This is a genomic window from Rhodococcus sp. Z13_19A, from assembly GCF_058133575.1.
The window spans coordinates 657,107-680,080 of the sequence record NZ_JBYUNN010000001.1 but is presented as its reverse complement, the minus strand read 5'-3'; the positions used below and the strand labels follow the sequence as shown (position 1 = coordinate 680,080).

The 22,974-nt window shown below is 74.1% G+C and carries 17 protein-coding genes; 12 read left to right on the top strand and 5 right to left on the bottom strand.

The window, feature by feature from the left end; translation table 11 throughout:
* Positions 1-100: 100 nt before the first annotated feature.
* A complete protein-coding gene (gene dcd, locus AC3YNX_RS03150) occupies positions 101-682 on the top strand; it encodes a dCTP deaminase (protein ID WP_489994569.1) in 582 nt (193 codons plus the stop codon).
* Positions 683-794: 112 nt separating this feature from the next.
* Here the strand turns inward: dcd and AC3YNX_RS03145 are convergent, their stop codons facing one another.
* The 3 genes from AC3YNX_RS03145 to AC3YNX_RS03135 all read right to left on the bottom strand — a co-directional run bounded on the left by AC3YNX_RS03145 (position 795) and on the right by AC3YNX_RS03135 (position 6,695).
* Entirely contained in the window at positions 795-1,610 is an 816-nt protein-coding gene (locus AC3YNX_RS03145; protein ID WP_127784275.1) for a mycofactocin-coupled SDR family oxidoreductase, read from the bottom strand.
* Positions 1,611-1,801: 191 nt separating this feature from the next.
* Complete coding sequence (locus AC3YNX_RS03140; protein ID WP_489994568.1) at positions 1,802-3,586, bottom strand: putative bifunctional diguanylate cyclase/phosphodiesterase; 1,785 nt, start codon at positions 3,584-3,586, stop codon at positions 1,802-1,804.
* Positions 3,570-6,695, bottom strand: a complete 3,126-nt coding sequence (locus tag AC3YNX_RS03135) for an EAL domain-containing protein (RefSeq protein ID WP_489994567.1) — start codon at positions 6,693-6,695, stop codon at positions 3,570-3,572. Before AC3YNX_RS03135 ends, AC3YNX_RS03140 begins: the two co-directional genes overlap by 17 nt.
* Before the next feature lie 187 nt (positions 6,696-6,882).
* Here AC3YNX_RS03135 and AC3YNX_RS03130 point away from each other — a divergent pair, with 187 nt between their 5' ends.
* The 11 genes from AC3YNX_RS03130 to AC3YNX_RS03080 all read left to right on the top strand — a co-directional run bounded on the left by AC3YNX_RS03130 (position 6,883) and on the right by AC3YNX_RS03080 (position 20,192).
* Positions 6,883-7,332 carry a holo-ACP synthase gene (locus AC3YNX_RS03130; RefSeq protein ID WP_489994566.1) on the top strand — a complete coding sequence of 150 codons (450 nt, stop codon included), beginning with the start codon at positions 6,883-6,885 and terminating at the stop codon, positions 7,330-7,332.
* Positions 7,329-7,595: an acyl carrier protein gene (locus AC3YNX_RS03125; protein ID WP_241249314.1), complete on the top strand. Its 267-nt coding sequence runs from the start codon at positions 7,329-7,331 to the stop codon at positions 7,593-7,595. Before AC3YNX_RS03130 ends, AC3YNX_RS03125 begins: the two co-directional genes overlap by 4 nt.
* Position 7,596: 1 nt before the next feature.
* Positions 7,597-8,745: an acyl-CoA dehydrogenase family protein gene (locus tag AC3YNX_RS03120; protein WP_489994565.1), complete on the top strand. Its 1,149-nt coding sequence runs from the start codon at positions 7,597-7,599 to the stop codon at positions 8,743-8,745.
* Positions 8,742-9,698 (top strand): amino acid--[acyl-carrier-protein] ligase, encoded by a 957-nt coding sequence (locus AC3YNX_RS03115; protein WP_489994564.1) that lies wholly within the window; start codon positions 8,742-8,744, stop codon positions 9,696-9,698. Before AC3YNX_RS03120 ends, AC3YNX_RS03115 begins: the two co-directional genes overlap by 4 nt.
* Positions 9,699-9,703: 5 nt before the next feature.
* Positions 9,704-10,681 carry a DUF1839 family protein gene (locus AC3YNX_RS03110; protein WP_489994563.1) on the top strand — a complete coding sequence of 326 codons (978 nt, stop codon included), beginning with the start codon at positions 9,704-9,706 and terminating at the stop codon, positions 10,679-10,681.
* Positions 10,678-13,155 carry a glycoside hydrolase family 2 protein gene (locus tag AC3YNX_RS03105; protein WP_489994562.1) on the top strand — a complete coding sequence of 826 codons (2,478 nt, stop codon included), beginning with the start codon at positions 10,678-10,680 and terminating at the stop codon, positions 13,153-13,155. The genes AC3YNX_RS03110 and AC3YNX_RS03105 overlap by 4 nt, the downstream gene beginning before the upstream one ends.
* Positions 13,152-14,861 (top strand): serine aminopeptidase domain-containing protein, encoded by a 1,710-nt coding sequence (locus tag AC3YNX_RS03100; RefSeq protein WP_489994561.1) that lies wholly within the window; start codon positions 13,152-13,154, stop codon positions 14,859-14,861. The genes AC3YNX_RS03105 and AC3YNX_RS03100 overlap by 4 nt, the downstream gene beginning before the upstream one ends.
* A 129-nt stretch (positions 14,862-14,990) precedes the next feature.
* Complete coding sequence (locus tag AC3YNX_RS03095; protein WP_489994560.1) at positions 14,991-16,493, top strand: YveK family protein; 1,503 nt, start codon at positions 14,991-14,993, stop codon at positions 16,491-16,493.
* Complete coding sequence (locus AC3YNX_RS03090; RefSeq protein WP_489994559.1) at positions 16,490-17,599, top strand: glycosyltransferase; 1,110 nt, start codon at positions 16,490-16,492, stop codon at positions 17,597-17,599. The genes AC3YNX_RS03095 and AC3YNX_RS03090 overlap by 4 nt, the downstream gene beginning before the upstream one ends.
* Positions 17,596-18,735 (top strand): glycosyltransferase family 4 protein, encoded by a 1,140-nt coding sequence (locus AC3YNX_RS03085; RefSeq protein ID WP_489994558.1) that lies wholly within the window; start codon positions 17,596-17,598, stop codon positions 18,733-18,735. Before AC3YNX_RS03090 ends, AC3YNX_RS03085 begins: the two co-directional genes overlap by 4 nt.
* On the top strand, positions 18,732-20,192 hold the full coding sequence (locus tag AC3YNX_RS03080; protein ID WP_489982082.1) for an oligosaccharide flippase family protein: 1,461 nt from the start codon (positions 18,732-18,734) through the stop codon (positions 20,190-20,192). The genes AC3YNX_RS03085 and AC3YNX_RS03080 overlap by 4 nt, the downstream gene beginning before the upstream one ends.
* 128 nt (positions 20,193-20,320) lie before the next feature.
* Here the strand turns inward: AC3YNX_RS03080 and AC3YNX_RS03075 are convergent, their stop codons facing one another.
* Both AC3YNX_RS03075 and AC3YNX_RS03070 read right to left on the bottom strand, forming a co-directional pair.
* Complete coding sequence (locus tag AC3YNX_RS03075; RefSeq protein ID WP_489994557.1) at positions 20,321-21,547, bottom strand: cellulase family glycosylhydrolase; 1,227 nt, start codon at positions 21,545-21,547, stop codon at positions 20,321-20,323.
* A gap of 197 nt (positions 21,548-21,744) precedes the next feature.
* Positions 21,745-22,911, bottom strand: coding sequence for a glycoside hydrolase 5 family protein (locus AC3YNX_RS03070; protein WP_489994556.1), 1,167 nt, complete (start codon positions 22,909-22,911; stop codon positions 21,745-21,747).
* Positions 22,912-22,974: the final 63 nt, after the last annotated feature.

Sequence of the window (22,974 nt, the reverse complement as noted above, 5' to 3'; positions counted from 1 at the left end):
CATTCGGCGCCCAGAATGGCACCGACCAGGCACTTTCGCCACCACGGCGGGTCCCGTGGGGGTGGGCCGGGGGATACCCGGCGTCGACTACGCTCGCGTCGTGCTGCTCTCTGATCGTGACATCCGGGCCGAGATCGACGCAGGGCGTCTGGGGCTCGACCCCTACGACCCGGCGATGGTCCAGCCCTCCAGCGTGGACGTGCGGCTGGACCGCTTCTTCCGGGTCTTCAACAACACCCGGTACACCCACATCGATCCCGCCCAGCGGCAGGACGAGCTGACCTCGCTGGTGGAGGCCGAGGGCGACGAGCCCTTCGTGCTGCACCCGGGCGAGTTCGTGCTGGGGTCGACGCTGGAGACGTGCTCGCTGCCCGACGACCTGGCCGGGCGGCTGGAGGGCAAGTCCTCGCTGGGGCGGCTGGGCCTGCTCACCCACTCCACCGCGGGGTTCATCGACCCGGGGTTCAGCGGGCACATCACCCTGGAGCTGTCCAACGTGGCGAACCTGCCCATCACGCTGTGGCCGGGCATGAAGATCGGCCAGCTGTGCCTGCTCAAGCTGTCCTCGGCCGCGCAGGACCCCTACGGCAGCGCCGCCGCCGGCTCCCGGTACCAGAACCAGCGCGGCCCCACCCCGTCCAAGGCGTACCTGAACTTCCACAAGGTCAGCACCCAGCGCTGACTGGGGGCGTCTGCAAGTACGCCCATCCCCGCGCTTGGCGCGTCTGCAAGTACCACCTACTCAGCACGGCGGCCCCGCACCCTCCACGGTGCGGGGCCGACTGCGTGCGGGGCTAGCGGACCAGGTGGCCGAGGTCGACGGGCAGCTGGATGCCGGTGACGTGCCGGGCCTCGTCGGAGGCGAGCCACGCCACCGCGTTGGCGATGTCCTCGGGCTGGCTGATCGGGTCGGACAGCGCGTTCATGAACATCGGTGCCAGCGTGTGCGCGTGCTCGGCGATGTAGGGCGTCATGTCGGTGGGCCGCATCCCGCTGTCCACGCCGTTGGGGTGCACCGTGTTCACCCGGATGTTGTGCTGGCCCAGCTCGTTGGCCATGGTCCGGGCCAGCCCGACGATGCCGTGCTTGCTGGCCACGTAGTGCCCGACGAAGGGCAGCCCGCGCAGGCCCGCCACCGAGCTGGTGAAGATCATGCTGCCGCCGGTGCCCTGCTCGAGCAGGATCGGGATGGCGGCCTTGGCGGTGTGGAAGACGCCGGTGAGGTTGATGTCGATGGTCTCCTTCCACTGCTCGGCAGTGATCTCCCAGGAGTTGGCGGCGGAGCAGACCCCGGCGTTGGCGATCACCACGTCCAGGCGGCCCAGCTCGGCGACCCCGGCCTGCAGCGCCGCGGACAGCCCGTCGAAGTCCCGGACGTCGGCCTCGGTGGCGATCATCCGCCGCCCGGTGGCCTCCACCAGGCGCACGGTCTCCTTGAGGTCGGCGGAGGTGGCGCCCTCGTAGATGGTGGACGGCAGCTTCTCGCAGATGTCGATGCCGATGATGTCGGCGCCCTCCTCGGCCAGCCGCACCGCCTCGGCACGTCCCTGGCCGCGGGCGGCTCCGGTGATGAAGGCGACCTTGCCGGTGAAGCGCTGCATCGAGGGCATGCGGGGTAGACCTTTCGCGAGACGGCGGGTGCAGGTGCCGGCTGCGAGCTCGCCGGGCCCTGGCGGACGCTACGCCGGGGCCTGGGCGGGCCTGGGGCACTTCCCGCTCGGTGGGACAGGTCACACTCGACGGGTGACCTCGGACAACCCGCCCGGGACAGCCGCGCCGGGACGGGGCTCGCCGCGGGAGTTCAGACCGGGGTGGCCACGTCCGCCGTGGTGCGCCCGAGCAGGGCCACCAGCTCGGTGGCGGGCATCGGGCGGCCGTAGTAGTAGCCCTGCGCCATCGGGTAGCCCAGCTCCGCCAGCGTCTCCGCCTGGTAGTCGTCCTCCACGCCCTCGGCGATCACCTCGATCGTCAGCGCCTTGGACAGCGCGGCGATGGCGGTGAGCACGGCGGGGACGGGCTCCCCGCGCTGCAACGTGGAGACGAAGGCGCGGTCCAGCTTGAGGAAGTCCCGTGGCAGGTCGTCCAGGCGGCTCAGCGAGGAGTACCCGGTGCCGAAGTCGTCGATGGCCACGCGCACGCCGAGGGCGCGCAGCTGCTTGAGCAGGTTGACCGCGTGCACCGCGTCGGGGACCAGCACGCTCTCGGTCACCTCCAGCACCAGCTGCTCGGCCGGCCAGCCCGTGCTGGCGAGGACGTCCTGCACCCCGTGCAGGTAGCGCGAGCTCATCAGCTCCAGGCCGGAGACGTTGACGTTCAGCCGCAGCGCCACCCCGGTGGCGTCCTGCATCCAGGCCGCGTCGGAGCAGGACTTGCGCAGCACGTGGTGACCCAGGGCGTGGATGCAGTCATCGCGCTCGGCGATGGCGATGAACTGGTCCGGGGTGATGCCGGGGTAGCTGCTGCTGCGCCAGCGGGCGAGCGCCTCCATGCCCACCACCACGCCGGTGCGCAGGTCCACGACCGGCTGGTAGTGCACGTCCAGGGCCCCGGTCTCCACCGCGGCGCGCAGCTCCACCGCCACCGGTGAGCGGCGGGTGCGCTCCACCACCACCCGGCTTCCGCCGTCCTTCTTGGCCCGGTACAGCCCGGCATCGGCCCGGCCCACCAGCAGCGACGCCGACTCCCCGGCCTGCCAGGTGGTGACGCCCGCCGAGCAGGCGTGCTGGGGGAGTGCAGCGCGGACCTGCTCGACCACCGCGGCGGCCTCCTCCTCGCCGCAGCCGAGCAGCAGGGCGAACTCGTCGCCGCCGAAGCGGGCGATGGCGTGGTCGGGTCCGACGACCTCGCGCAGCACGGTCGCCACGGTCTGCAGCACCGCGTCGCCGGCGGCGTGCCCACCGGTGAGGTTGACCAGCGAGAAGCGGTCCAGGTCCAGCAGCGCGAGGGTGAGCGGCTGGCTGGTGAGCCGGGCCTTGTCCACCGCGGCGCGCAGGTAGCGGTCGAAGCCGCGGCGGTTGTGCAACCCGGTGAGGGTGTCCACGTCGGTCTGGTCGGCCAGCCGCATCAGCCAGTGCTGCAGGTACCCGATGATGACCACGATGGCCGCGACCACCAGCCCCGCCCAGCGCTGGGTGTCCCCGTCGGCCCAGGTCACCCCGATGCAGGAGGCCACCGCGCTGAGCAGGTGCACCACCACCCACCAGCGGGAGAAGAAGAACACCACCGCGGCCACGAAGACGTTGCAGCACAGGATGGAGATGGCGGGTGCACCGCCGCCGCTGGTGTGCGCCCCGACGCCCAGCAGGAGCACGCCCAGGGAGACCAGCGGGTTGAACGCGGCTCGGCGCAGCCGGTCGCCGCACAGCAGCAGCGCGGTACCCAACACCACCGCGACCCCCGCCACCACGTACAGGGTGCCGAGGGAGGCGGCCTGGTTGTGCGGGACGAGCGCGGCCAGGCTGACCAGCAGGCCACCGGCGGAGAAGAGCAGGCCGAAGGCGCGGGCCATCACCATCGGGGTGGCGATCACCGGGTGTCGGCGCTGCCGCCGGTGCCAGGCGCTCGCGGAGTCAGGCCAGCGGGGCACGGCTCACCTCCTGGGCGCTGGGGCGCAGGTGCCCCACGAGGAAGGGCCGCCCCAGCTGGTCGGCCACGTGGTACAGGTTCAGCTCGCTGGGCACCGAGCTGCCGTCGGCGTGCAGCAGCACCAGCCCGCCGCTGATCTCGGTGCCGCCGCCGGTGCGGGCCTGGCGCAGGTGCGCGGCCACCTCGTCGTGGGTGTCCGGGCGCACCAGCTCGTGCAGCCGCAGGCCGACCAGCTCCGCCGCGCCCCGGCCCAGCAGGCTGGCCAGCGCGGTGTTGGCCTGCAGCACCGTGCCCTGCGGGGACAGCGCGAGCGCCCCGTGCGGCAGGGCGTCGAACGCCCGGCGCAGCAGCTCGGCGCGGTTGACCAGCGCGGTCTGGGCGTGCACCCGGTCGGTGACGTCGACGGCGGTGGTGGACAGCCGGCGCAGCCCGCCGGTGCCTGGCTCGCGGATGGGCCGGAAGGCGACGTCCACCCAGGCCACGCTGCCGTCCTTGCGCACCAGCGGATGGGTGCGGGTGCGCTCAGCGGCCGCCAGGTCGCCGGAGGCCAGCTGGTCGCGGTGCGGCTGGGGCACCAGGTCCAGGGCACGGGTGCCCATCAGCTCGGCGGGCTGGTAGCCCAGCAGCTCCACACAGTCGGCGGAGACGTAGGTGATCAGGCCGTGGTCGTCCAGCAGGGTGGTCAGGGTGCCGGCACCGTGGCGCTGGGTGGGCCCGGCGGTGATGAGGTGGCGCACCGCCCGGTCACGCGTGTCCAGCAGGGTGGCGCTGACCGGCCCGCCGAGCAGGTGTCCCTGCGCGACGTCGCAGCCCAGCGCCGCCAGCTGCTCCAGCTGGGCGTGACGGTCCACGCCCTCGGCGCACACCCGCAGCCCCAGCGCGTGGGCGGCCTCGATGATGAGCCGGGTCAGCACCGCGTCGGTGGGGCTGGTGTCCACGTGCGAGACGAGGTCGGCGCCGATGTGCACGCAGTCCAGGGGCAGGTGCCGCAGCAGGGTGACCGAGGAGTGACCGGCGCCGTAGCCGTCCACCGCGATCAGCACGCCCTGGGCCTGCAGCGTGTGCAGGGTGTCGGCGACGGTCTCCTGGTGCGCGCTGGTCCCGGTCTCGGAGACCAGCAGGCACAACCGCTCGGCGGGCAGCCCGGTCTCCTCCAGCGTCGCCATGACCAGCGCGGGCAGCGCCGGGTCCTCCAGCTGGGCCGGGCGCACCCGCACGCTGAGCACGGCGGCCTCGGTGTCGTCCAGGCGAGCTCGCGCGGCGATGTCGCGGCAGGCCTGGCGCAGCACCCACTCGCCCAGCGGGCCGATCAGCCCGGTGCGCTCGGCCAGCGGCACCAGCTGGTCGCTGGGCATGGCCTGGCCCGGGTGCTGTGGCCAGCACGCGCCGGCAGTCACGCCCTGCACCTGGCCGCTGACCAGGTCGACGCTGGGCTGGTACTGCATCGTCAGGGCATCGTTGTCCAGCGCGTCCTGCAGGCGCCGGCCGGCGGCGGGGTCGTCGGCCCAGCGGCGGTTGCGCGAGCTCACCGGCGGCTTGATGCGCTCGGTGTAGACCTCCGCCCGCCCGCGGCCGCGCGACTTGGCCCGGTACATCGCCAGGTCCGCCTGGTGCAGCAGCACGTCCAGCGGCGGCGGGTCCTGGTGCGCGGTGGGCACGGTGGTGACACCCACCGAGGCGCCGATGGTGACGAGGTGGGTGTCCACCAGGAACGGCTGTGCCGCGGCCCGCACCACCCGCTCGGCCACCGACAGCGCCTGCTCGGTGGTCAGCGGCTCCACCATGAGCAGCGCGAACTCGTCGCCGGCCAGCCGGGCGGGCACGTCGTCGGGACGGCAGGACTCGCGCAGCCGACGAGCGAACTCCACCAGCACCGCGTCGCCCACGGTGTGCCCGTAGTCGTCGTTGACCGACTTGAAGGAGTCCAGGTCGATGTAGAGCAGCACCGGGTGCACCGCCTGTGCGGAGTCGGCGGAGCGGTCGGGGGCGGCGGGAGACCGGGTGAGGTGGGCGGTGCGCTGCTCCAGCAGGCTGCGGTTGGCCAGGCCGGTCAGCGCGTCGCGCAGCGCAGCCTCGGCCAGCTCGGCGTTGACCCGGGCCAGCTCACGGGCGGCGCTGGACTCCTCGACGACGGCACGCAGCAGCTGCTCGCGCAGCAGGGCGGTGGCCAGCCCGGTGTCCGCGCTGAGGGCGAGCTGCTCGGTGAGCGCACGCTCGTGGTTGGTGAAGCCGCGGGGTACGGCGTCGCTGTGGGCGACGGTGAGCAGCGCGGCGGGGGGCTCGCCCACGGCGACCGTCAGGTACGAGCAGATCCCCGCGCTGGGGTCGAGCGGGTAGCCCAGCGGGTTCTCCGTGGCGTCCTGCACGCAGCTCGGCAGCTGGTTCCGGTGGTCCCACTGCCGACGCATCACGTCGTCGAGCAGCGCGGTGTCCAGGGTGAGCCCGGGCGGCCCGGACACGCGCAGCCTGCCGTCGGGCAGCCAGATCACCGCTCGGGCGCATCCCAGGGCCTCCCGGGACACGTCGGCCACGGCGGCGAGCGCGTCCTCCACGCTGCTGGTGGGCCCGCTCCGGTCGCTGAGCACGCGCCGAGCGGTGAGGATCTCCAGCTCGTCGGCCAGCGGCTTGGCGGCGGGCACCTCGCGCACCTGTCCGGCGGCGGCGCCGGCGATCTCCACCAGCTCCACGTCGGTGCGCTCCAGCAGCGCGGCGTGCGGGTCGTCGGTGCCGAACACCACGACCAGGTCGTCGCTGAGCCGCACCACCACGGCGGCCCGGGCGAAGTAGGGACCAAACACCCGCTGCGGCCGGGAGTGGTGGAACACCCGCACCGCGCCGACCGCCAGGTGGCGCTCCAGCGGGTCGCTCCGCGGGTCCAGCCACAGTCCGCCGGCCCAGCGCTCGCCGGCGCCGACCCCACCGACCAGGCGGAAGCGCGGCTCTGCGGACCCAGCGCCGTGCTGCGAGGTCCCGCGGCGCAGGACGAGCAGGTCCTGCGCCCCGAGCACGCCGGCGAGCCGGTCCAGCGCGGCGGTCTCGGCGACCGCCTCCAGGCGCAGCGCGCGCGGCACCGTGCCCGGGGAGGACGGCGCTGCGGACGAGGGGCCCATCGGAGTCTCCTGTGCTTGGGACAGCTGCTGGGTCCAGCGTCGTCGCGGCTTTACCCTCAGTAATCGGCCGGGTGTCGCGAAAGTGAAGCGCGGTGCGCCCCGCGACAATTCACCGATCTCAACCCTATAGTCAGGGCGGGGCAGGGGTGGTTTCGGACATCGGGGGCGGGCTGAGGTGCAGTGTCGAGTGGGGTGCGACCTGCAGTCGGTCGGCGAGGTCGCCGACAGCGTCGCCACCTTCGGCAGGCGCTACCTGGACCGGGTCTACACCGCCGGTGAGCTGGCGGCCTCGGGCGAGCGCCCCGAGCGCCTGGCCGCCCGCTTCGCAGCCAAGGAGGCGGTGGCCAAGACGTTGCGCACGGCCGACGCCGCGCTGCCCTGGCCCAGCATCGAGATCGTCAGCGATCCCGGCGGCTGGTGCGGGGTGCGCCTGAGCGGACCGGCGGAGGCACTGGCGCGCGCCCAGGGCCTGGGCGAGTTCGAGGTGTCGCTGTCGCACACCAGCGAGCACGCGATGGCCATGGTGCACGTGCCGGTTCGCTCAGGACGGGACGCACCCGTGCCGAAGGAAGCAGGGACGGCACTGGTGGTCCAGCAGGACGACCAGCACGAGCGCAAGGCGGAGGACCAGCTGTGACGGCGGACGAGCAGATCGCGGACGAGCAGATCATCGTGGACGTGCTGCGCGAGCACGGCAAGGTGCCGATCTCCAGCGCGGGCGTGGATCCCGACGCCGACCTCTACGCGCTGGGGCTCACCTCGCACGCCAGCGTCAACGTGATGCTCGCGCTCGAGGACGCCTTCGACATCGAGCTGCCGGACCGGTTGCTGCGCAAGTCCACCTTCGCCAGCGTCGGGGCCATCCGCAGCGCCGTGCAGGAAGTCCGCGGGGCTGCCTGAGATGGGCACTCCCACTGACGCCGCCAGGTCCATCGCCGCCACCGTGGTGGGCGAGCACGCGGAGGAGGTGGACCGCGACGCCCGCTTCCCCCAGGAGGCGGTCACGGCGCTGCGCGAGGCCCGGCTGATGTCCTGCGCGGTGCCGGTGGAGCTGGGTGGGGACGGCTGCTCGCTGGGCGAGGTCGGTGCCGTGGTGCAAGCCCTGGGGGAGCACTGCGCCTCCACCGCGATGATCTTCGCGATGCACCAGATCCAGGTGCTGTGCCTGGTGCGCCACGGCGGCACCGAGGCGGCCCGCCAGCTGCTGCAGCAGGTGGTGCGCGAGCAGCTGCTGCTGGCCTCGGCCACCACCGAGATCGGCATCGGCGGCGACGTCCGCTCCAGCAGCTGCCACGTCGCCGACGGCCGTGCCGGCCGGGTGGTGCTGACCAAGAACGCGCCGGTGATCTCCTACGGCGAGCACGCCGACGTGGTGCTGGCCACCGCCCGGCGCAGCAGCGACAGCCCGCCCAGCGACCAGGTGCTGGTGGTGTGCCCCCGGGCCGACCTGCGCCTGGAGCCCACCGGCACCTGGGACACGCTGGGCTTCCGCGGCACCTGCAGCCCCGGCTTCCTGCTGCACGCCGACGTGCCGGCCGAGCTGGTGCTGCCCGAGCCCTACGCCGAGGTGTCGGCGCAGACCATGCTGCCGGTCTCGCACGTGCTGTGGGGCCACGTGTGGCTGGGCATCGCGGTGGCCGCCACCGCCCGGGCCCGCCGCTACGTCCAGCAGGCCGCGCGGCGCACGCCGGGCACCGTGCCCCCTGGCGCCGTCCGCCTGGTGGAGCTCACCGCGCTGGTGCAGCAGCTGCGCGACCTGGTGACCGGCGCCGCGCAGCGCTTCGACGACGCGCCGCTGGGCTCGGACGCGCTCACCAGCATCGGCTTCGCCGTGGCCATGAACAACCTCAAGGTCACCGCCTCCGGGCTGGTGGTCGACGCGGTGGGCCAGGCCATGCTGATCTGCGGCATCTCCGCCTACCGGGAGGACAACGAGTTCCGCCTGGGCCGGCACCTGCGCGACGCGCACGGCGCCGCGCTGATGGTGAACAACGACCGCATCATCGCCAACAACGCCCAGCTGGTGCTGGTGCACCGAGGTACGTCATGACCCTGGATCCTGACCCGAGCACCACCGTCGCCGACGTCTCCGCGCTGGCGGCGGCGCACGGCGACTTCCGCACCGAGCTGGTGGGTGCCGGGCTGCTGGTGCCCACCTCCGTCCCCGGCCTCTACGGGCGCTCCGGCGTGTTCGAGGACGTGGTGGAGGGCATCGACGTGGTGGTCCGCGCCGCCGGTCCCGGTGCCGCCGCGGACCGCTACCGCTTCCCGCCGGTGTTCCCCCGCGACAGCTTCGAGCGCACCGACTACATCGCCTCCTTCCCGCACCTGACCGGCGCGGTCAACACCTTTGCCGGGGACAACCGCGCGCACGCGGCGCTGCTGGCTGCGCGCGCGGACGGGCAGTCCTGGGACGGCTGGCTCACCCCGGCCGACACCATGCTGGTCTCCGCCGCCTGCCACCCCGCCTACGCCATGCTCGCCGGCACGCTGCCGCCGGAGGGCCGGCTGCTGGACGTGCACGGCTACTGCTTCCGGCACGAGCCCGCCGTGGACCCCACCCGCATGCAGGCCTTCCGGATGCACGAGTTCGTCACCGTCGGCACCGCCGAGCAGGCGGCGGCCCACCGCGAGCAGTGGATCGGCCGCGGCCTGCAGGTGCTGGCCGACCTGGGCCTGGCCGCCGAGGCAGTGGTGGCCAACGACCCGTTCTTCGGCCGGGCCGGTCGCATGCTCTCGGCCAACCAGCGCGAGGAGAACCTCAAGACCGAGCTGGTGGTGCGCCTGTACGGCGACCTGGACGCGGGCACCGCGGTGGTCTCGTGCAACTGCCACCGGGAGCACTTCGGCGCCACCTTCGGCATCAGCACCGCCGCCGGGGACGTCGCGCACAGCGCCTGCGTGGGCTTCGGCATGGAGCGCATCGCCCTGGGCCTGTTCCGCACCCACGGCCTGGACCCCCGCGGCTGGCCGGCGCCGGTGCGGGCCCGGATGCAGCTGTAGGCGTCATGTCTCCCGCCACCGCGCCCGACCTGCGGCTGCTGCCGCTGGACGCCGACACCTACCGCTGCCACCGGCTGCACGCCGGGGAGCGCGCCTGGTCGGAGACCAGCTGCTACGTGGACCTGTGGGTGGAGCTGCTGCACGCCCTGGGCCACGACCCGGTGCCCGCGCTGGCGTCGGTGCTCAGCGCCGACCACGACGGTGCACAGTGGACCTTCCTCAAGCCGGCCCCCGAGGACCTGCGCCGGCTCTACGGCATCGACGTCGACGAGCTCAACGTGTGGCGCAGCGTGCTCGAGCACGTCGTCGAGGCCCTCGGACAGGGCCGGCTGCTGACGGTGGAGGTGGACTCCTGGTGGCTGCCCGACACCGCCGGCACCACCTACCGCGCCGAGCACGGCAAGACCACCGTGGTGGCCAACCGGGTGGACGCCGCCGGGCAGGTGCTGGAGTACTTCCACAACGCCGGCTACCACCGGCTGGCCGGCGAGGACTTCCGCGGCCTGTTCCACCTGGACGGCACCGACCCGCGGGTGCTGGTGCCCTACGTGGAGCAGGTGCGCCTGGACCGGGTGCACCCGCCGGAGCCCGTTCCGGTGCGGGCGGTGGTCCGCGAGCACCTGGCCCGGCGCCCCGAGCACAACCCGGTGGCCGCGCTGGGGACCGCGGTGCGCCGCGACCTGCAGTGGCTCACCGGCGGTGGGCTGGAGCTGTTCCACCGCTGGGCCTTCGGCGGCCTGCGCCAGTGTGGGGCGGGGGCCGAGCTGGCCGCCGACCTCACCACCTACCTCGGTGCCGAGGCGGGTGTCGCGGGCCTGGAGGCGGCCGTGGAGAGCTTCCACGCGGTGGCCACCGGAGCCAAGAGCGTGCAGTTCCGGCTGGCCCGCGCCGCGCGGGGACGGACGGTGAGCGTGGACGCCGAGCTGGACGCGATGGCCGCGCACTGGGCCGCGGCCACCACCACCCTGGCGGAGCAGGTGTGAGCACCGACCTGCTGGCCGACCGACCCTGGCGCTGCGCCGCCACCGCACCGGGCGCGGCGCTGAGCCCGGCGGAGCTGGCCGGGCTGGACCTGCACTGGTACCCCGCCACCGTGCCCGGCACCGCCGCCGCTGCCGTGCGCGCCGCCGAGGGACGCGACGCCGCCCTGGCCCGCGACTACGACGCGCAGGACTGGTGGTTCGTCACCACCCTGGGCGAGGCGGTGGGTGCGGGCCCGTGGACGCTGCACGCCCTGGGCCTGGCCACCGTGGCCGAGGTGTGGGTGGACGAGTGCTGCGTGGCGCGCTCGGAGTCGATGTTCACCACCACCACCGCCACGCTGGACGCGTTGGCGCCGGGAAGCGTGCTGGCCCTGCGCTTCGCCGCGCTGCGCCCGCTGCTGGGCGTCTCCCGGCGACCCCGCGCCCGCTGGCGCAGCCTGCTGGTGGACGAGCAGAACCTGCGGTGGTGGCGCACCAGCCTGCTCGGCCGCGCCCCGCTGCTCACCGGCACCGCTGCGGTGGTGGGCCCGCACCGCCCGCTGACGCTGCACCGGCGCCCGGACCTCGAGGTGCTCAGCCGCGACCTGCACACCGGCGTGCGCGGCGACACCGGGGTGCTCGAGGTGCGCGCTCGGCTGCGTGGCGCGGAGCAGCTGCACAGGGCCACCGTGCGGGTGGGGGCGCACCAGTCCACCGTGGACCTGGAGCACGTCGGCGACGAGGCGGTGCTGCACGCGGTGGTGGAGGTGCCGGCGGTGGCGCGGTGGTGGCCGCACACCCACGGCGACCAACCGCTCTACCCGGTCCGCCTGCACCTGGGCGAGCGGGAGCTCGACTGGGGCACCGTGGGCTTCCGCGACGTGCAGGTTGGCACCGACGACGGCGGCTTCGAGCTGTCGGTCAACGGCGTGGCGGTGTTCTGCCGCGGCGCCTGCTGGACGCCGCTGGACCCGGTGGGCCTGAGCAGCGACCCCGACGCGCTGCGTGCCGCCCTCACCGCGGTGCGCGAGGCCGGGCTGAACATGCTGCGCGTCACCGGGACGATGACCTACGAGGAGCCGGAGCTCTGGCGGCTGTGCGCCGAGCTTGGCTTGCTGATCTGGCAGGACGCCATGCTCGCCACCCTCGATCCGCCCGCCGAGGAGCACTTCGAGGCGCTGCTGCGCACCGAGGTGGAGCAGCTGTGCACCGCGCTGCAGGGCAACCCGGCGCTGGCCGTGCTCTCCGGCGGCAGCGAGACCGAGCAGCAGCCCACCATGCTCGGCCTGGACGCCACCCGCCGCCGCGTGCCCGCGGTGCACGAGCTGGTCCCGGCGGTGGCGCAACGGCTGCTGCCCGGCGTGCCCTGCGTCAGCTCCAGCCCCTCCGGCGGTGCGCTGCCCATCCACGTCGGCACCGGTGTGGCGCACTACTTCGGCGTGGGCGGCTACCTGCGCCCGCTCACCGACGTCCGCACCGCCGGGGTGCGCTTCGCCGCCGAGTGCCTGGCCTTCGCCACCCCGCCCGAGGCCGCCGCCGTGGAGCGCGAGTTCGGCTCGGCCGCGGTGGCGGGGCACCATCCGCGGTGGAAGGCGGCGGTGCCCCGCGACCACGGCGCCTCCTGGGACTTCGAGGACGTCCGTGACCACTACGTGCGCACCCTGTTCGGGGTGCAGCCCGCCGAGGTGCGCCGCCACGACCCCGCGCACTACCTGGACCTGGGAAGGGCCGCGGTGTGCGAGGCGGTGCAGGCCTGCTTCGAGCACTGGCGACGGGCCGACTCCGGCTGTGCCGGCGCCCTGGTGCTCACCCTGCGTGACCTCGAGCCCGGCGCCGGGTGGGGCCTGCTGGACTCCACCGGCGCCCCCAAGGCGCCCTGGTACGTGCTGCGGCGGCTCAGCGCCCCGGTGGCGGTGAGCATCACCGACGAGGGCCTGGACGGGCTGCGGGTGGACGCCTGGAACGACCGCCCGCACGACCTGCCGGGCGTGCTGGTGGTGACCGCGCACCAGCGGCTCGGGGCGCGCCAGGTGCTGGCCGAGACCGACGTGGTGCTGCCCGCCCACGGCGGCGGCACCTGGGGGGTGGACGCGCTGGTGGGGACGTTCCTGGACCTCAACCACGCCCACGGCTTCGGCCCGCAGACCTACGACGCGCTCACGGTGCAGCTGCGCACCGCGATCGGCAGCACCCGTGCGGTGCGCCTGCTCGGTGGCGCCGACCGTCCCCTGCAGACCGACGTGGGCCTGGCCGCCACCGCCACCGGCGACGGCGACGGCGGGTGGGCGCTGGAGATCAGCACCCGGGGCACCGCCCAGCACGTGCACGTCGACGTGGCCGGCTTCCTGCCCGAGGACTCCTGGTTCCACCTGGGCGCCGGGGACCGGCGGGTGGTGGCGCTGCGGCCGACGGGCCCGGACGCCCCGGCCGTGCCCACCGGCACCGTGGGAGCACTCAGCTCGCTCACCGCTGCCCCCGTGGTGCTGCCGCGATGAGCGCGCACCCCACCTGGTTCGGGCCCGAGGCCGCCCCGTTGCTGGGCGTGCTGCACGTCCCGGACGACGCGACCGCTCGCGGCGCCGTGGTGCTGTGCCCGCCCCTGGGCAAGGAGCACACCGACTCCTACCGCGGCCTGGCCCTGCTGGCGCAGCAGCTGTGCGCCGCCGGCGTGGTGGTGCTGCGCTTCGACTACCAGGGCACCGGTGACTCTGTTGGCGAGCCGGCGGACGACTCGGTGCAGCGCTGGCTGGACAGCATCGCCACCGCGGTGGCACACGTGCGCTCCACCGGCGTGGACCACGTCGCGCTGGCCGGGCTGCGGGTGGGGGCGCTGCTCGCCGCTGCCGCCGTGGCGCGCTGCGGGGAGCTGGCCGGGCTGGCGCTGTGGGACCCGGTAACCAACGGCCGCAGCTTCCTGCGTTACCAGCGCACCCTGTACCGGCTGACCATCGGCACCGACGTCGCCGAGGACGGCATGGTCTCGCTGCCCTTCACGCTGCTCGCCCCGGGCGCCGTGGCCGAGCTGGGCGGGCTGCGGCTCACCGTCCCGGAGCCCGCGGGCGGACGACCGCTGCCGGTGCTGGTGGCGGGCAGGCCCAGCGCCGCCGACGACCAGGCCCTGGCCGCGCTGGCCGCTCGCCCCGAGACCACCCGGGTCACGGTGCACGAGCACGAGGGCTTCCTGGAGCCCACCACCTCCATCGTGCGCATCCCCGCCGACAGCGTCGCTGCCGTGGCCCGGTGGCTGCTCGGCGTGCTGCCCGCGCAGCGACAGCCGGTGGTGGCCCAGGCACAGACGTCGGCGGTGGTGGCAGTGACGCCGGACGGCACCGCGGTGCGGGAGAGCCTGCACCGACGTGGACCCCACCAGCTGTTCACCATCGTCACCAGCACCGACCACCCGCCGCGGCGCTCGCTAGTGCTCAACAGCCTGGGCTCGCACCACCGCATCGGGGCGGGTCGGATGCACGTGGACCTCGCCCGGTCGCTGGCCGCTGAGGGCGTGGAGGTGATCCGCTTCGACCGCAGGCTGACCGGGGACACCACCGAGGTGCGCGCCGACGAGCTGGCCCCGATGTACGCCCAGGTATGTGTGCAGGACGCCCGGATGGCGGCAGGCACGGTGCGCAGCGCCGCCCGGGACACGGTGGTGGCCGGGGTGTGCGCCGGTGGATGGATGGCCATGCACGCCGCGGCGGCCGGTGACGCCGGCACCGTGGTGGTGCTCAGCCCCACCATCTGGGGGCTGCGCAGCCAGGAGCGCTACCGGGAGGCGGAGCTGGCTGCCGCGCAGCAGAGCGGGCCGGACGAGCAGGGCCCCGCACCGGTGTCGGCCACTCGGCGGCACCAGGTCAAGCAGCTGCTGCGCCGCCGCCTGCCCTACCCGCTGTGGCTGCTGCTCGGCCGGGCCGGGGTGACCCAGGTGCCGGAGGTGGCCCTGGCGCGGCTGCTCCGGGCTGGAGTGGACGTCACGGTGGTGCTCACCCCGAGCGACCACACCTGGTTCGTGGAGCAGCGCGGTCCCGAGGGGCTGCGCCGGCTGCACCGTCGGGGTCTGCGGCCCCGGGTGGTCATCGGCGCGGAGGGCGACCACAGCCTGTTGCACCGCGGCATGCGGGAGCAGTCCGTGACCGAGGTCCGCCGCGCCGTGCTCGCTCACCTTCGCCGGCGGGACGCCGATGAGGACGCTGCACCGGTGTGACGGTGCGCCCCTGCCACGCGGGTCAGGCAGGCTGGCGCAGGTGAGTGGTTGCGCGACAGTGCCGCTCACCTGCAGTTCGCAGTAGGCTGCCACCGTGCCCACGGGGGGTCGCGAGGAGAGGGCGTGCGGGTGACAGCCACGACGGACGAGCGCGGGTCGTCAGCTGCTGCCCCCGGGGTGCCACCCACCCTGGACCTGGCGCAGCACTTCCGTGACCTGCGCAGCGTGCTGCTGCCGGCGCTGGTGGTCGCCGTGGTCTGCGCCCTGCTGGTGTTCCTCGGCCGCGGCATGGCGGCCGAGCGCTGGGAGGCCACCGTCACCGCGCGGGTGGACGCCCCCACCGCCAGCACGAGCAGCACCGACACCACTGCGCTGACCACGGCCTCCTACCTGGCCCTGGCCACCGATCCCGCCGTGCTGCAGCAGGCCGCCCAGGCCACGGGCGCCACCTGGCCCGCCAGCGAGCTCACCTCCCGGGTGACGGTGACCGAGGGGGACACCCCCGGCCTGCTCACCGTCACCGTGCGGGGCGACACCGCCGGGCAGGCCGCTGCCGTCGCCAAGCAGGTGGTGCAGGTCTTCGACGCCGAGGCGCGCAACACCGCCGCCGAGGCCGCCGCGGTCCAGGTGCGCCAGCTGCAGGAGCGCACCTCCCCGCTGTTCGACCGTCTGCAGGCGCTGGGGCCCAACGACCCGGCCCGCCCTGCCGTGGAGGCGCAGTACCAGGCCCAGCTGGCCCAGATCGGCCAGCTCGGGGCGGTGGCGACCGGTCGGCTGGTCGCGCTGTCCGCCCCGACCACCTCCGACGGCCCGGTGGCGCCGACCCCGGCCCGCGACGCCGCCCTCGCCCTGATCGCGGTGCTCATCCTGGCCGCCGAGGCCCTGGTGCTGCTGCGCGGCCGGTTCGGCCGGACGGTGTCCCGCCCGTGGGCCACCCATGCTGCGCAGTCCACCGGGGCGGAGCTGATCGACTGCACCGCGGGCAAGCACAGCGGCGCGGCGGTGCGGATCGAGATGATGGTGCGCCGCGAGCTGCGCGCCGGCGACGACGTCCTGGTGCTGTACTGCCCGCCGCTGGTCCCGGGCACGGAGGGCAACCAGGCCGCCGACGCCGCAGAGGCTGACGCCGATGCCGCTGGCGCCGCCGCTGAGCAACCCAGCGACGGGCGTGGTGCGCTGGTCCAGCTCTCCGCCGACGAGCCGTGGTGGCGCAGCACTCCGCTGGAGCAGGTGACGCTGGCCGTGGTGGTGGTGGAGCGAGGCGCCCGCACCCGTGCAGTGGTGCAGCGCACCCTGCAGGTGCTGGCCCAGTCGCAGGTGCGCACCGTCCTCAGCGTGGTGCGCCCCGGGCGGGCCGTCGCCGAGGTGCTGCTGGCCACCCAGCTGGCGGCGGCCCGGCAGGCCCCGGACCGGCAGGACCCGGACCGGCAGGACCCGGACTGGCAGGACCCGGACTGGCAGGAACCGGAGGAACCGGAACTGGAGCCGGCCCGGGTGGACCCCCGAGACCACTCCGAGGCGCCCACCCAGCCGCAAGAGCGCGTGCGCGCGGACACCGACCCCGCCGCGCGGGCACGACGCGCTGCCGCCCGTCCTGGGCTGTCCCCGGACCGGGGTTCGCTGCGTTGGTGAGCACCCCACGGCTGGCCCTGGTGCACGAGCGCCTCACCGAGGTCGCCGGTTCGGAGAACGTGGTCGAGCAGCTGAACCGGCAGTGGCCGGAGGCGCGCGTGCACGTGCCCATCGCCCGACCCGAGGGCATCCCCGCCGGGCTGACCCACGCACCGGTGACCACCTGGCTGGACCGGCTGTACCGCCGCAGCGGGCAGGGCTCCTACGCGCCGCTGCTGCCGCTGCTGCCCGGCTCCTTCCGCCGGATGCCGCTGCGCGAGGCCGACGTGGTGATCACCAGCCACCACGCCTTCGCCACCCAGGTGGTGCACGCCACCGACGCCCCGGTGATCGCCTACGTGCACAGCCCCGCCCGCTGGGCCTGGCACGCCGAGCTGCGCGCCGGCGAGGCCGGTGGTCGCCTGGGTGAGCTGGCGCTGACCGCGCTGGCCGCGCGCACCCGCCGCCAGGAGCTCGCCGCCGCCCCCCGCCTGGCCCACGTGGTGGCCAACTCCACCGCGGTGGCCGAGCGCGTGCAGCAGTGCTGGAACCGCACGGCCGAGGTGGTGTACCCGCCGGTGAACACCAGCTACTACCACCCGGACCCGGCCGTGGAGCGCGAGGACTTCTTCCTGCTGGCCGGGCGGCTGGTGCCCTACAAGCGGCCCGACCTGGCGGTGCGGGCCGCCGAGGTGGCCGGGGTGCGGCTGGTCGTGGCCGGCGACGGCCGGTTCCTGCAGCGCTGCCAGGAGCTCGCCGGCCCGCGCACCACCTTCGCCGGCCGGGTCTCCGACGCTGCGCTGCGCGACCTGCACCGGCGCAGCCGCGCGCTGGTGATGCCTGGCGTGGAGGACTTCGGCATCGTCCCGGTGGAGGCCATGGCCTGTGGCAGCCCGGTGCTCGCCCTCGGCAGCGGGGGCGCGCTGGACACGGTCCTGCCGCAGGTGAGCGGTCAGCTGGTGGCGGCGGGCGGCGACGACCAGGTGGTGGCGGCCCTGGCCGAGGCGATGACGGGGTTCCGCGCCGGCGACTACGACCCGCAGGTCGTGCGCAAGCACGCGGAGCGCTTCTCCGAGGACGTCTTCCGCACGGCGATGCGCGACGTGGTCACCCGGGTGACCCGGTGAGCGATCCGGTGCGGGTGCTGTTCGTGAACGAGAACATCGGTGGCCACGTCACCGTGCACAACGCCATCCGGCGCTGCGTGCAGGGGCGCACGGACGTCGTCGCGGAGTTCCTGGACGCCCAGGACCCGCACCTGGCGGGCAAGCTGCTGCGCGCCCCGCTGCCGGGCCTGGCCCGCCTGGACCTGGACCTGCAGCCGCTGCGCGCCCAGCTGGTGCGCTCCCGCGGGGTGCGCCGCGCCCTCGCCGCCCGCCTGGCCCGCGGGGACGTCGACGTGGTGCACGTCTACACCCAGAACTGCGCGCTCACCTCGGCTCGCCTGCTGCGCCAGCTCCCGTGCGTGGTCACCACCGACAGCACCACCGCGCTCAACGCCTACCGCATTCCGTACCGCACCCCCACCCGGTTCACGCGGCTCACGGTGCGGGCCAGCGTCCCGGCCGAGCGGCGCGTCCTGGACGCCGCCGACCACGTCATCGCCAACAGCGCCGAGGCCGCCGACTCGCTGCGGCAGGTCTACGGCGTGCGGGAGCCGCGGCTGGAGGTGCTGCCCTTCGGGGTCTGGCTGCCCCCCGAGCCGGCTGAGCGGCCGGAGCGACGCCCCACCCTCGTCTTCGTCGGGCACAACCTGGAGCGCAAGGGCGGCAACCGGTTGCTTCGCCTGCACCAGCAGCACCTGCGGGACCGCTGCGACCTGGTGCTGGTGACCACGCAGCCGGTGCAGCCCGCGCCCGGGGTGCGGGTGGTCGCCGACCTCGCCGGCGGTGACGACCGGCTGTGGGAGGTGCTCGCCGGGGCCGACGTCATGGTCTTCCCCAGCACCATCGACCAGGCACCCAACGCGGTGCTCGAGGCGGCCGCGGCCGGGTTGCCGGTGATCGCCCACCCGGTGGCCGCGGTGGGGGAGATGGTCCGCGACGGGGTGACCGGGCTGCTGGTGCCGCCCGAGGACGACGCCGCGCTGCTGACGGCCATCACCAATCTGCTGGACGACCCCGCTCGGCGCCGGGAGATGGGCCGCCAGGGCCGCCGGCACGTGGAGCAGCACTACGACATGCGGGTGGCGGTGGACCGGCTGCTCGCGATCTGCCGAGACCTTGCCGCTGCACCCCGTGCCGGGCGGGGCCACCCGGCATGAGCTCGACCACCGACCACAACCGCGCCGCGGTGAGCAACTCCGTCGCACTGGTGCTGAGCCGGGTGGTCATCGCCGCGATGGGGTGGCTGGGCAGCGTGCTGGTGGCCCGGGCGCTGTCGCCGGAGGCCTGGGGCCAGTACTCCTTCGTCTTCGGCCTGCTCGGGCTGCTGTCGATCATCACCGACCTCGGGGTCGGGCGGGTGGTGCTGGCCCGGCTGGTCGCTGACGACGAGCGCGAGGTGTCCCTGGTCGCCGGCTCCTACATCGCGCTCCGGCTGGTGCTCGGCCTGCTGGGCTACCTGGTGGGGCTGGGCTTCGTGCTGGCGCTGGGGTACCCGGGGGAGGTGGTCCGGGCGACCGCGGTGGCGGGCATCGTGGTGGTGGTGGCCACGCCCAGCCACGCGCTGACCGTGCTGTTCCAGAGCCGGCTGCGGCTGACGGTGGTGGCCATCGCCGAGTCGGTCGGGCAGGCCGTGCAGCTGCTGCTCACCGTGCTCGCCGCGGTGCTCGCCCCGACGCTGCTGATCTTCGTGCTGCCGGTGATCGTCAACGAGCTGGTCAAGATCACCTGGAAGCTGCGGGCAGTGCGCCGCGGCGAGGCGGGCCCGCTGCCCGCCCGGCACGTCGGTGCCCACCGCTGGCGAGCACTGCTGGTGGACGCGCTGCCGATGACGGTGGGTGCGGGCCTGGGCATGCTGCTGTCCAAGATCGACCTGCTGCTGCTCAGCCGGCTGGACACCTTCGACTCCGTCGGCCTGTACTCAGTGGGCTACAAGTTCGCCGACGTGCTCGACGTCGTCTCCTACGCGGTGATCACCCCGGTGCTGACGCTGCTGGTGCGGGCCTGGCCCGGTGACCTGGCGGAGTTCCGCCGGCGGGTGCAGGAGTCGGTGCTGGCGCTGGCGGTGCTCGGCGCGGTGAGCCTGGCCGTGTTCTGGGCTGCCGCGGAGCCTATCCTGCGGCTGCTCTACGGCGAGCGGTTCGGCGAGGCCGCGTTCGCCAGCCGGATGCTGGTGCTCGGCTCCTGCTTCGGGATGCTCACCTACCTGGGCTTCATGGTGGCGGTCTCGGCGGAGCGCCGCCGTGCGTACCCGTTGGTGGCGGTGGTCGGCCTGGTGGTCAACGTCGGGCTCAACCTGGTGCTGATCCCCCGGATGTCCTACGACGGTGCGGCCATCGCCACCGTCGCCACCGAGGCGCTGGTGCTGGTGCTCATCTGGACCGTGGCCGCCCGGGCGGTGCGCGGCCTGGTGCCGCTGGGCACGGGGCTGGGCCTGGTCGCGGTCACGGCGGCGGTGATCGGCCTGAGCGAGCTGCTGGTGGACGTGCTCCCGTGGCCGCTGGTGTCGGCGGGCAGCGGGCTGGTGGTCCTCGCGGCTGCCTGGCTGCTGCGGGTGCCGGTGGTGCGGGGCGCGCCGGCCTTCGTGCGCGAGCGCTGGACCGCGCGCCGCTCCTGAGCTCGGCCTGCTCGGACGTCGCTGGAGCGCACGACCCCCGAGGTCGTGCGCTCCAGCCTGGCCAGGCGGTCGGTGGTCGGGCCGGGCAGGGCGGTGTGGGTGGCGCCAGGTGTCAGCGGAACCAGGTGTCAGCGGAACCAGGTGGTCAGCAGGGCCAGCAGCCAGGTCCACACCGAGGAGAAGAAGTCGGGCGCCGGGACGGCTGCCGTGGGAGCAGGCGCCGGCGCCGGGGCGGGGGCGGGGGTGCTCGGGGCCACGGCGCCGGTGTCCCGGGCGGCCTGCGACACTGCGGTGTAGGCGGGCTTGGCCGAGCGGTCGGTGCGCAGCAGCCCGAAGTTCTCCTCCAGGTCTGCGGTCCCGGTGCGGGAGTCGCGGATCTCGTAGAGGAAGGTCGGGCCGGTGTAGGACAGGCCGCGGGCGGTGGCCAGGCCGTCGGCGATGATCGAGGCCTGCTGCTGCTCGGTCACCGCGTTGTTGCCGGGGCCGGTGGGAGCGCCGAACTCGGTGAGCCAGATCTTCTTGCCGGCGTCACCCTTGCTGACCATCAGGTCGTGCACGTTGCGCAGCCGGTAGAAGGTGTTCCAGTTCGCCGTGGTCGGGTCGCTGGGCAGGGCCGGGAAGCTGTACGGGTGCACCGACACCGCGTCCATGTAGGGCTGGACGCCCGCGTTGTACATCTGCTGCAGGAAGGTCACCGGCGAGGTCGAGCTGCCGTCCCGGCTGTCCACCGCGGGGGCCATCGACCCGGCGAGCACGGTGGCGCCCGGGGCGTTGGCGCGGATGGCAGTGGCGCTGGCCTTGACCAGCGAGGTGTAGAAGCCGGCGTCCACGCGCGGGGAGAAGAACGTGGCCAGGTTCGGCTCGTTCCAGATCTCCCACGCGGAGATGCGCCCGGCGAAGTGGGCGGCGGCCTGGCCGGCGAAGGTGCCGAAGGCCTCGGCGCTGGCCGGACGTCCGTGCGTGGTGCCCGCGGGCACCGAGGCGTCCTGGGCCCAGCGGGGGGCGTAGGTGGCGATGCCGAGGACCTGCAGGCCGCGGCTGCGGGCGGCGTCGACCACCCGGTCGGCGTTGGACCAGCTCTGGCGTCCCTTGGTGCCCTCGATGGAGGACCAGTCGATGTCCAGCCGCACCCAGCCCGCGCCGGCGGCGCGCATGGCGTCGAGGTCGGCGGCCAGCTGGTCGGCGGGCTCCCACATCAGGTCGCCCCCGCCGTTCATGCCGATGCTGCCGGCGGCGGGCACGGTCGCTGCACCGGCCGACAGGGCGGGGGCGGCGGACGCGGCTCCCGACGTCAGGGGCAGCACCAGGGTGGCGGCGGTGAGGGCGGCGGCGGCGAGGACGCGGAACCTACGCATAGTTGTTTCTCCACTACGTAGAGTGACCTCGACGGGTACGCCTGCGCCCGTGGAAATGTCAGGGAGTGACGGGGGTGAACTGGCCGTAAAGTTAGCCCTCGTCCCGTGTGATTGGCAACACCCGGTCAGAGTGAATAACTCTTAGTGACTATCGGCCGCTGCGCTGCTTTGTTGAGCGGTCTGGGGGAGTCGGACGGCTACCGCGGCCGGGTGTACTCCTGCACCACGGTGTAGGCCGCCTTGCGGGTGAAGTCGGTGCGGACCAGGCCGAAGTTGCGCACGCTCTCCCGGTGGCCGGTGTCCTCGTCCCGGATGCTGTACAGGAAGACCGGGCCCACGTAGCCCAGCTCCCCGGCGTAGCGCAGCCCCTCGGCGATGATCGCCGCCTGCTGGCGCTCGTCGATGCGGACCAGGTTCTCCCCGGCCCGGACCGTCCCGGTGGGGGCGCCGTACTCGGTGAGCCAGACCTGCTTGGCGGCGTCGTCGAAGCGGAGCATGGTGGCCCGCATGTACCGCAGCCGGTAGAAGGTGTTCCAGTCGGCCGTGGCCGGGTCCGACGGCTGGGCGGGAAAGCTGTACGGGTGCACCGAGACGGCGTCCATGAAGTCCTTGGCCCCGGCGGCGTACATCTGCTCCAGGAAGGTGGTGGGCGCCACGGCGGAACCATCCGGCAGGTTCTCCGCCGGTGCCAGGCTCCCCCCCAGCACGGTGGCCCCGGGAGTGGCCGCGTGAATGGCTCGGTGGCTCGCCCGCAGCAGCTGGGTGTAGGCCTGCACGTCCGGGCGCGGCAGGAAGAACTCCTCCAGGTTCGGCTCGTTCCAGATCTCCCACGCGGCGACGTCGCCGCCGAAGTGGCGAGCCGCCTCCCCGGCGAAGGCGCCGAACAGCTCGGGGTTGGCCGGCCGGACGTGGGTGCTGTCGTGGCTGCTGGCGGGGTCCTGGGCCCAGAAGGGGGTGTAGGTGAGGATGCCGAGCACCTGCAGGCCGTGCCCGCGCACGGCGCGGACCACCCGGTCGATGTTGGTCCAGTCGAAGCGGCCCTGGGTCGGCTCGATCTCGGCCCAGTCCACGTCGATGCGCATCCAGGTGGCGCCGAGGTCACGGGCGATGTCCAGCTCGCGGTTGAGCTCGGTGTTGGACAGGTAGGAGAACGGCGCCCCGGAGGACATGCCGACCGGAGGCCTCTCCCTCGCCGTCGGCGCCGGGTCCACGAGCGTGCGCCCGTCCGGGGTGGTGGCGGAGACCGGGGCGGACAGCGGCCCGGGGCCTTCCGGTGCGGAGCAACCCAGCACGGTGAGGACCACGGCCAGGGCGCAGGCAGCCAGCCCCGGCCGTCGCACCCGCCTGCCTGCTGGTGCGGTCACGGCAGCGCCCTCGACGTCATGCTCGTCCCCCGGTCGTCTGCGGTGCGCTGTCACTGTCTCCCC

Coding starts and splice junctions, on each gene's coding strand:
- AC3YNX_RS03145 (WP_127784275.1), bottom strand. CDS start 1,610: ATGCCCTCGATGCAGCGCTTCACCGGCAAGGTCGCCTTCATCACCGGA.
- AC3YNX_RS03135 (WP_489994567.1), bottom strand. CDS start 6,695: ATGGGCCCCTCGTCCGCAGCGCCGTCCTCCCCGGGCACGGTGCCGCGC.
- AC3YNX_RS03120 (WP_489994565.1), top strand. CDS start 7,597: ATGGGCACTCCCACTGACGCCGCCAGGTCCATCGCCGCCACCGTGGTG.
- AC3YNX_RS03115 (WP_489994564.1), top strand. CDS start 8,742: ATGACCCTGGATCCTGACCCGAGCACCACCGTCGCCGACGTCTCCGCG.
- AC3YNX_RS03110 (WP_489994563.1), top strand. CDS start 9,704: ATGTCTCCCGCCACCGCGCCCGACCTGCGGCTGCTGCCGCTGGACGCC.
- AC3YNX_RS03100 (WP_489994561.1), top strand. CDS start 13,152: ATGAGCGCGCACCCCACCTGGTTCGGGCCCGAGGCCGCCCCGTTGCTG.
- AC3YNX_RS03080 (WP_489982082.1), top strand. CDS start 18,732: ATGAGCTCGACCACCGACCACAACCGCGCCGCGGTGAGCAACTCCGTC.
- AC3YNX_RS03075 (WP_489994557.1), bottom strand. CDS start 21,547: ATGCGTAGGTTCCGCGTCCTCGCCGCCGCCGCCCTCACCGCCGCCACC.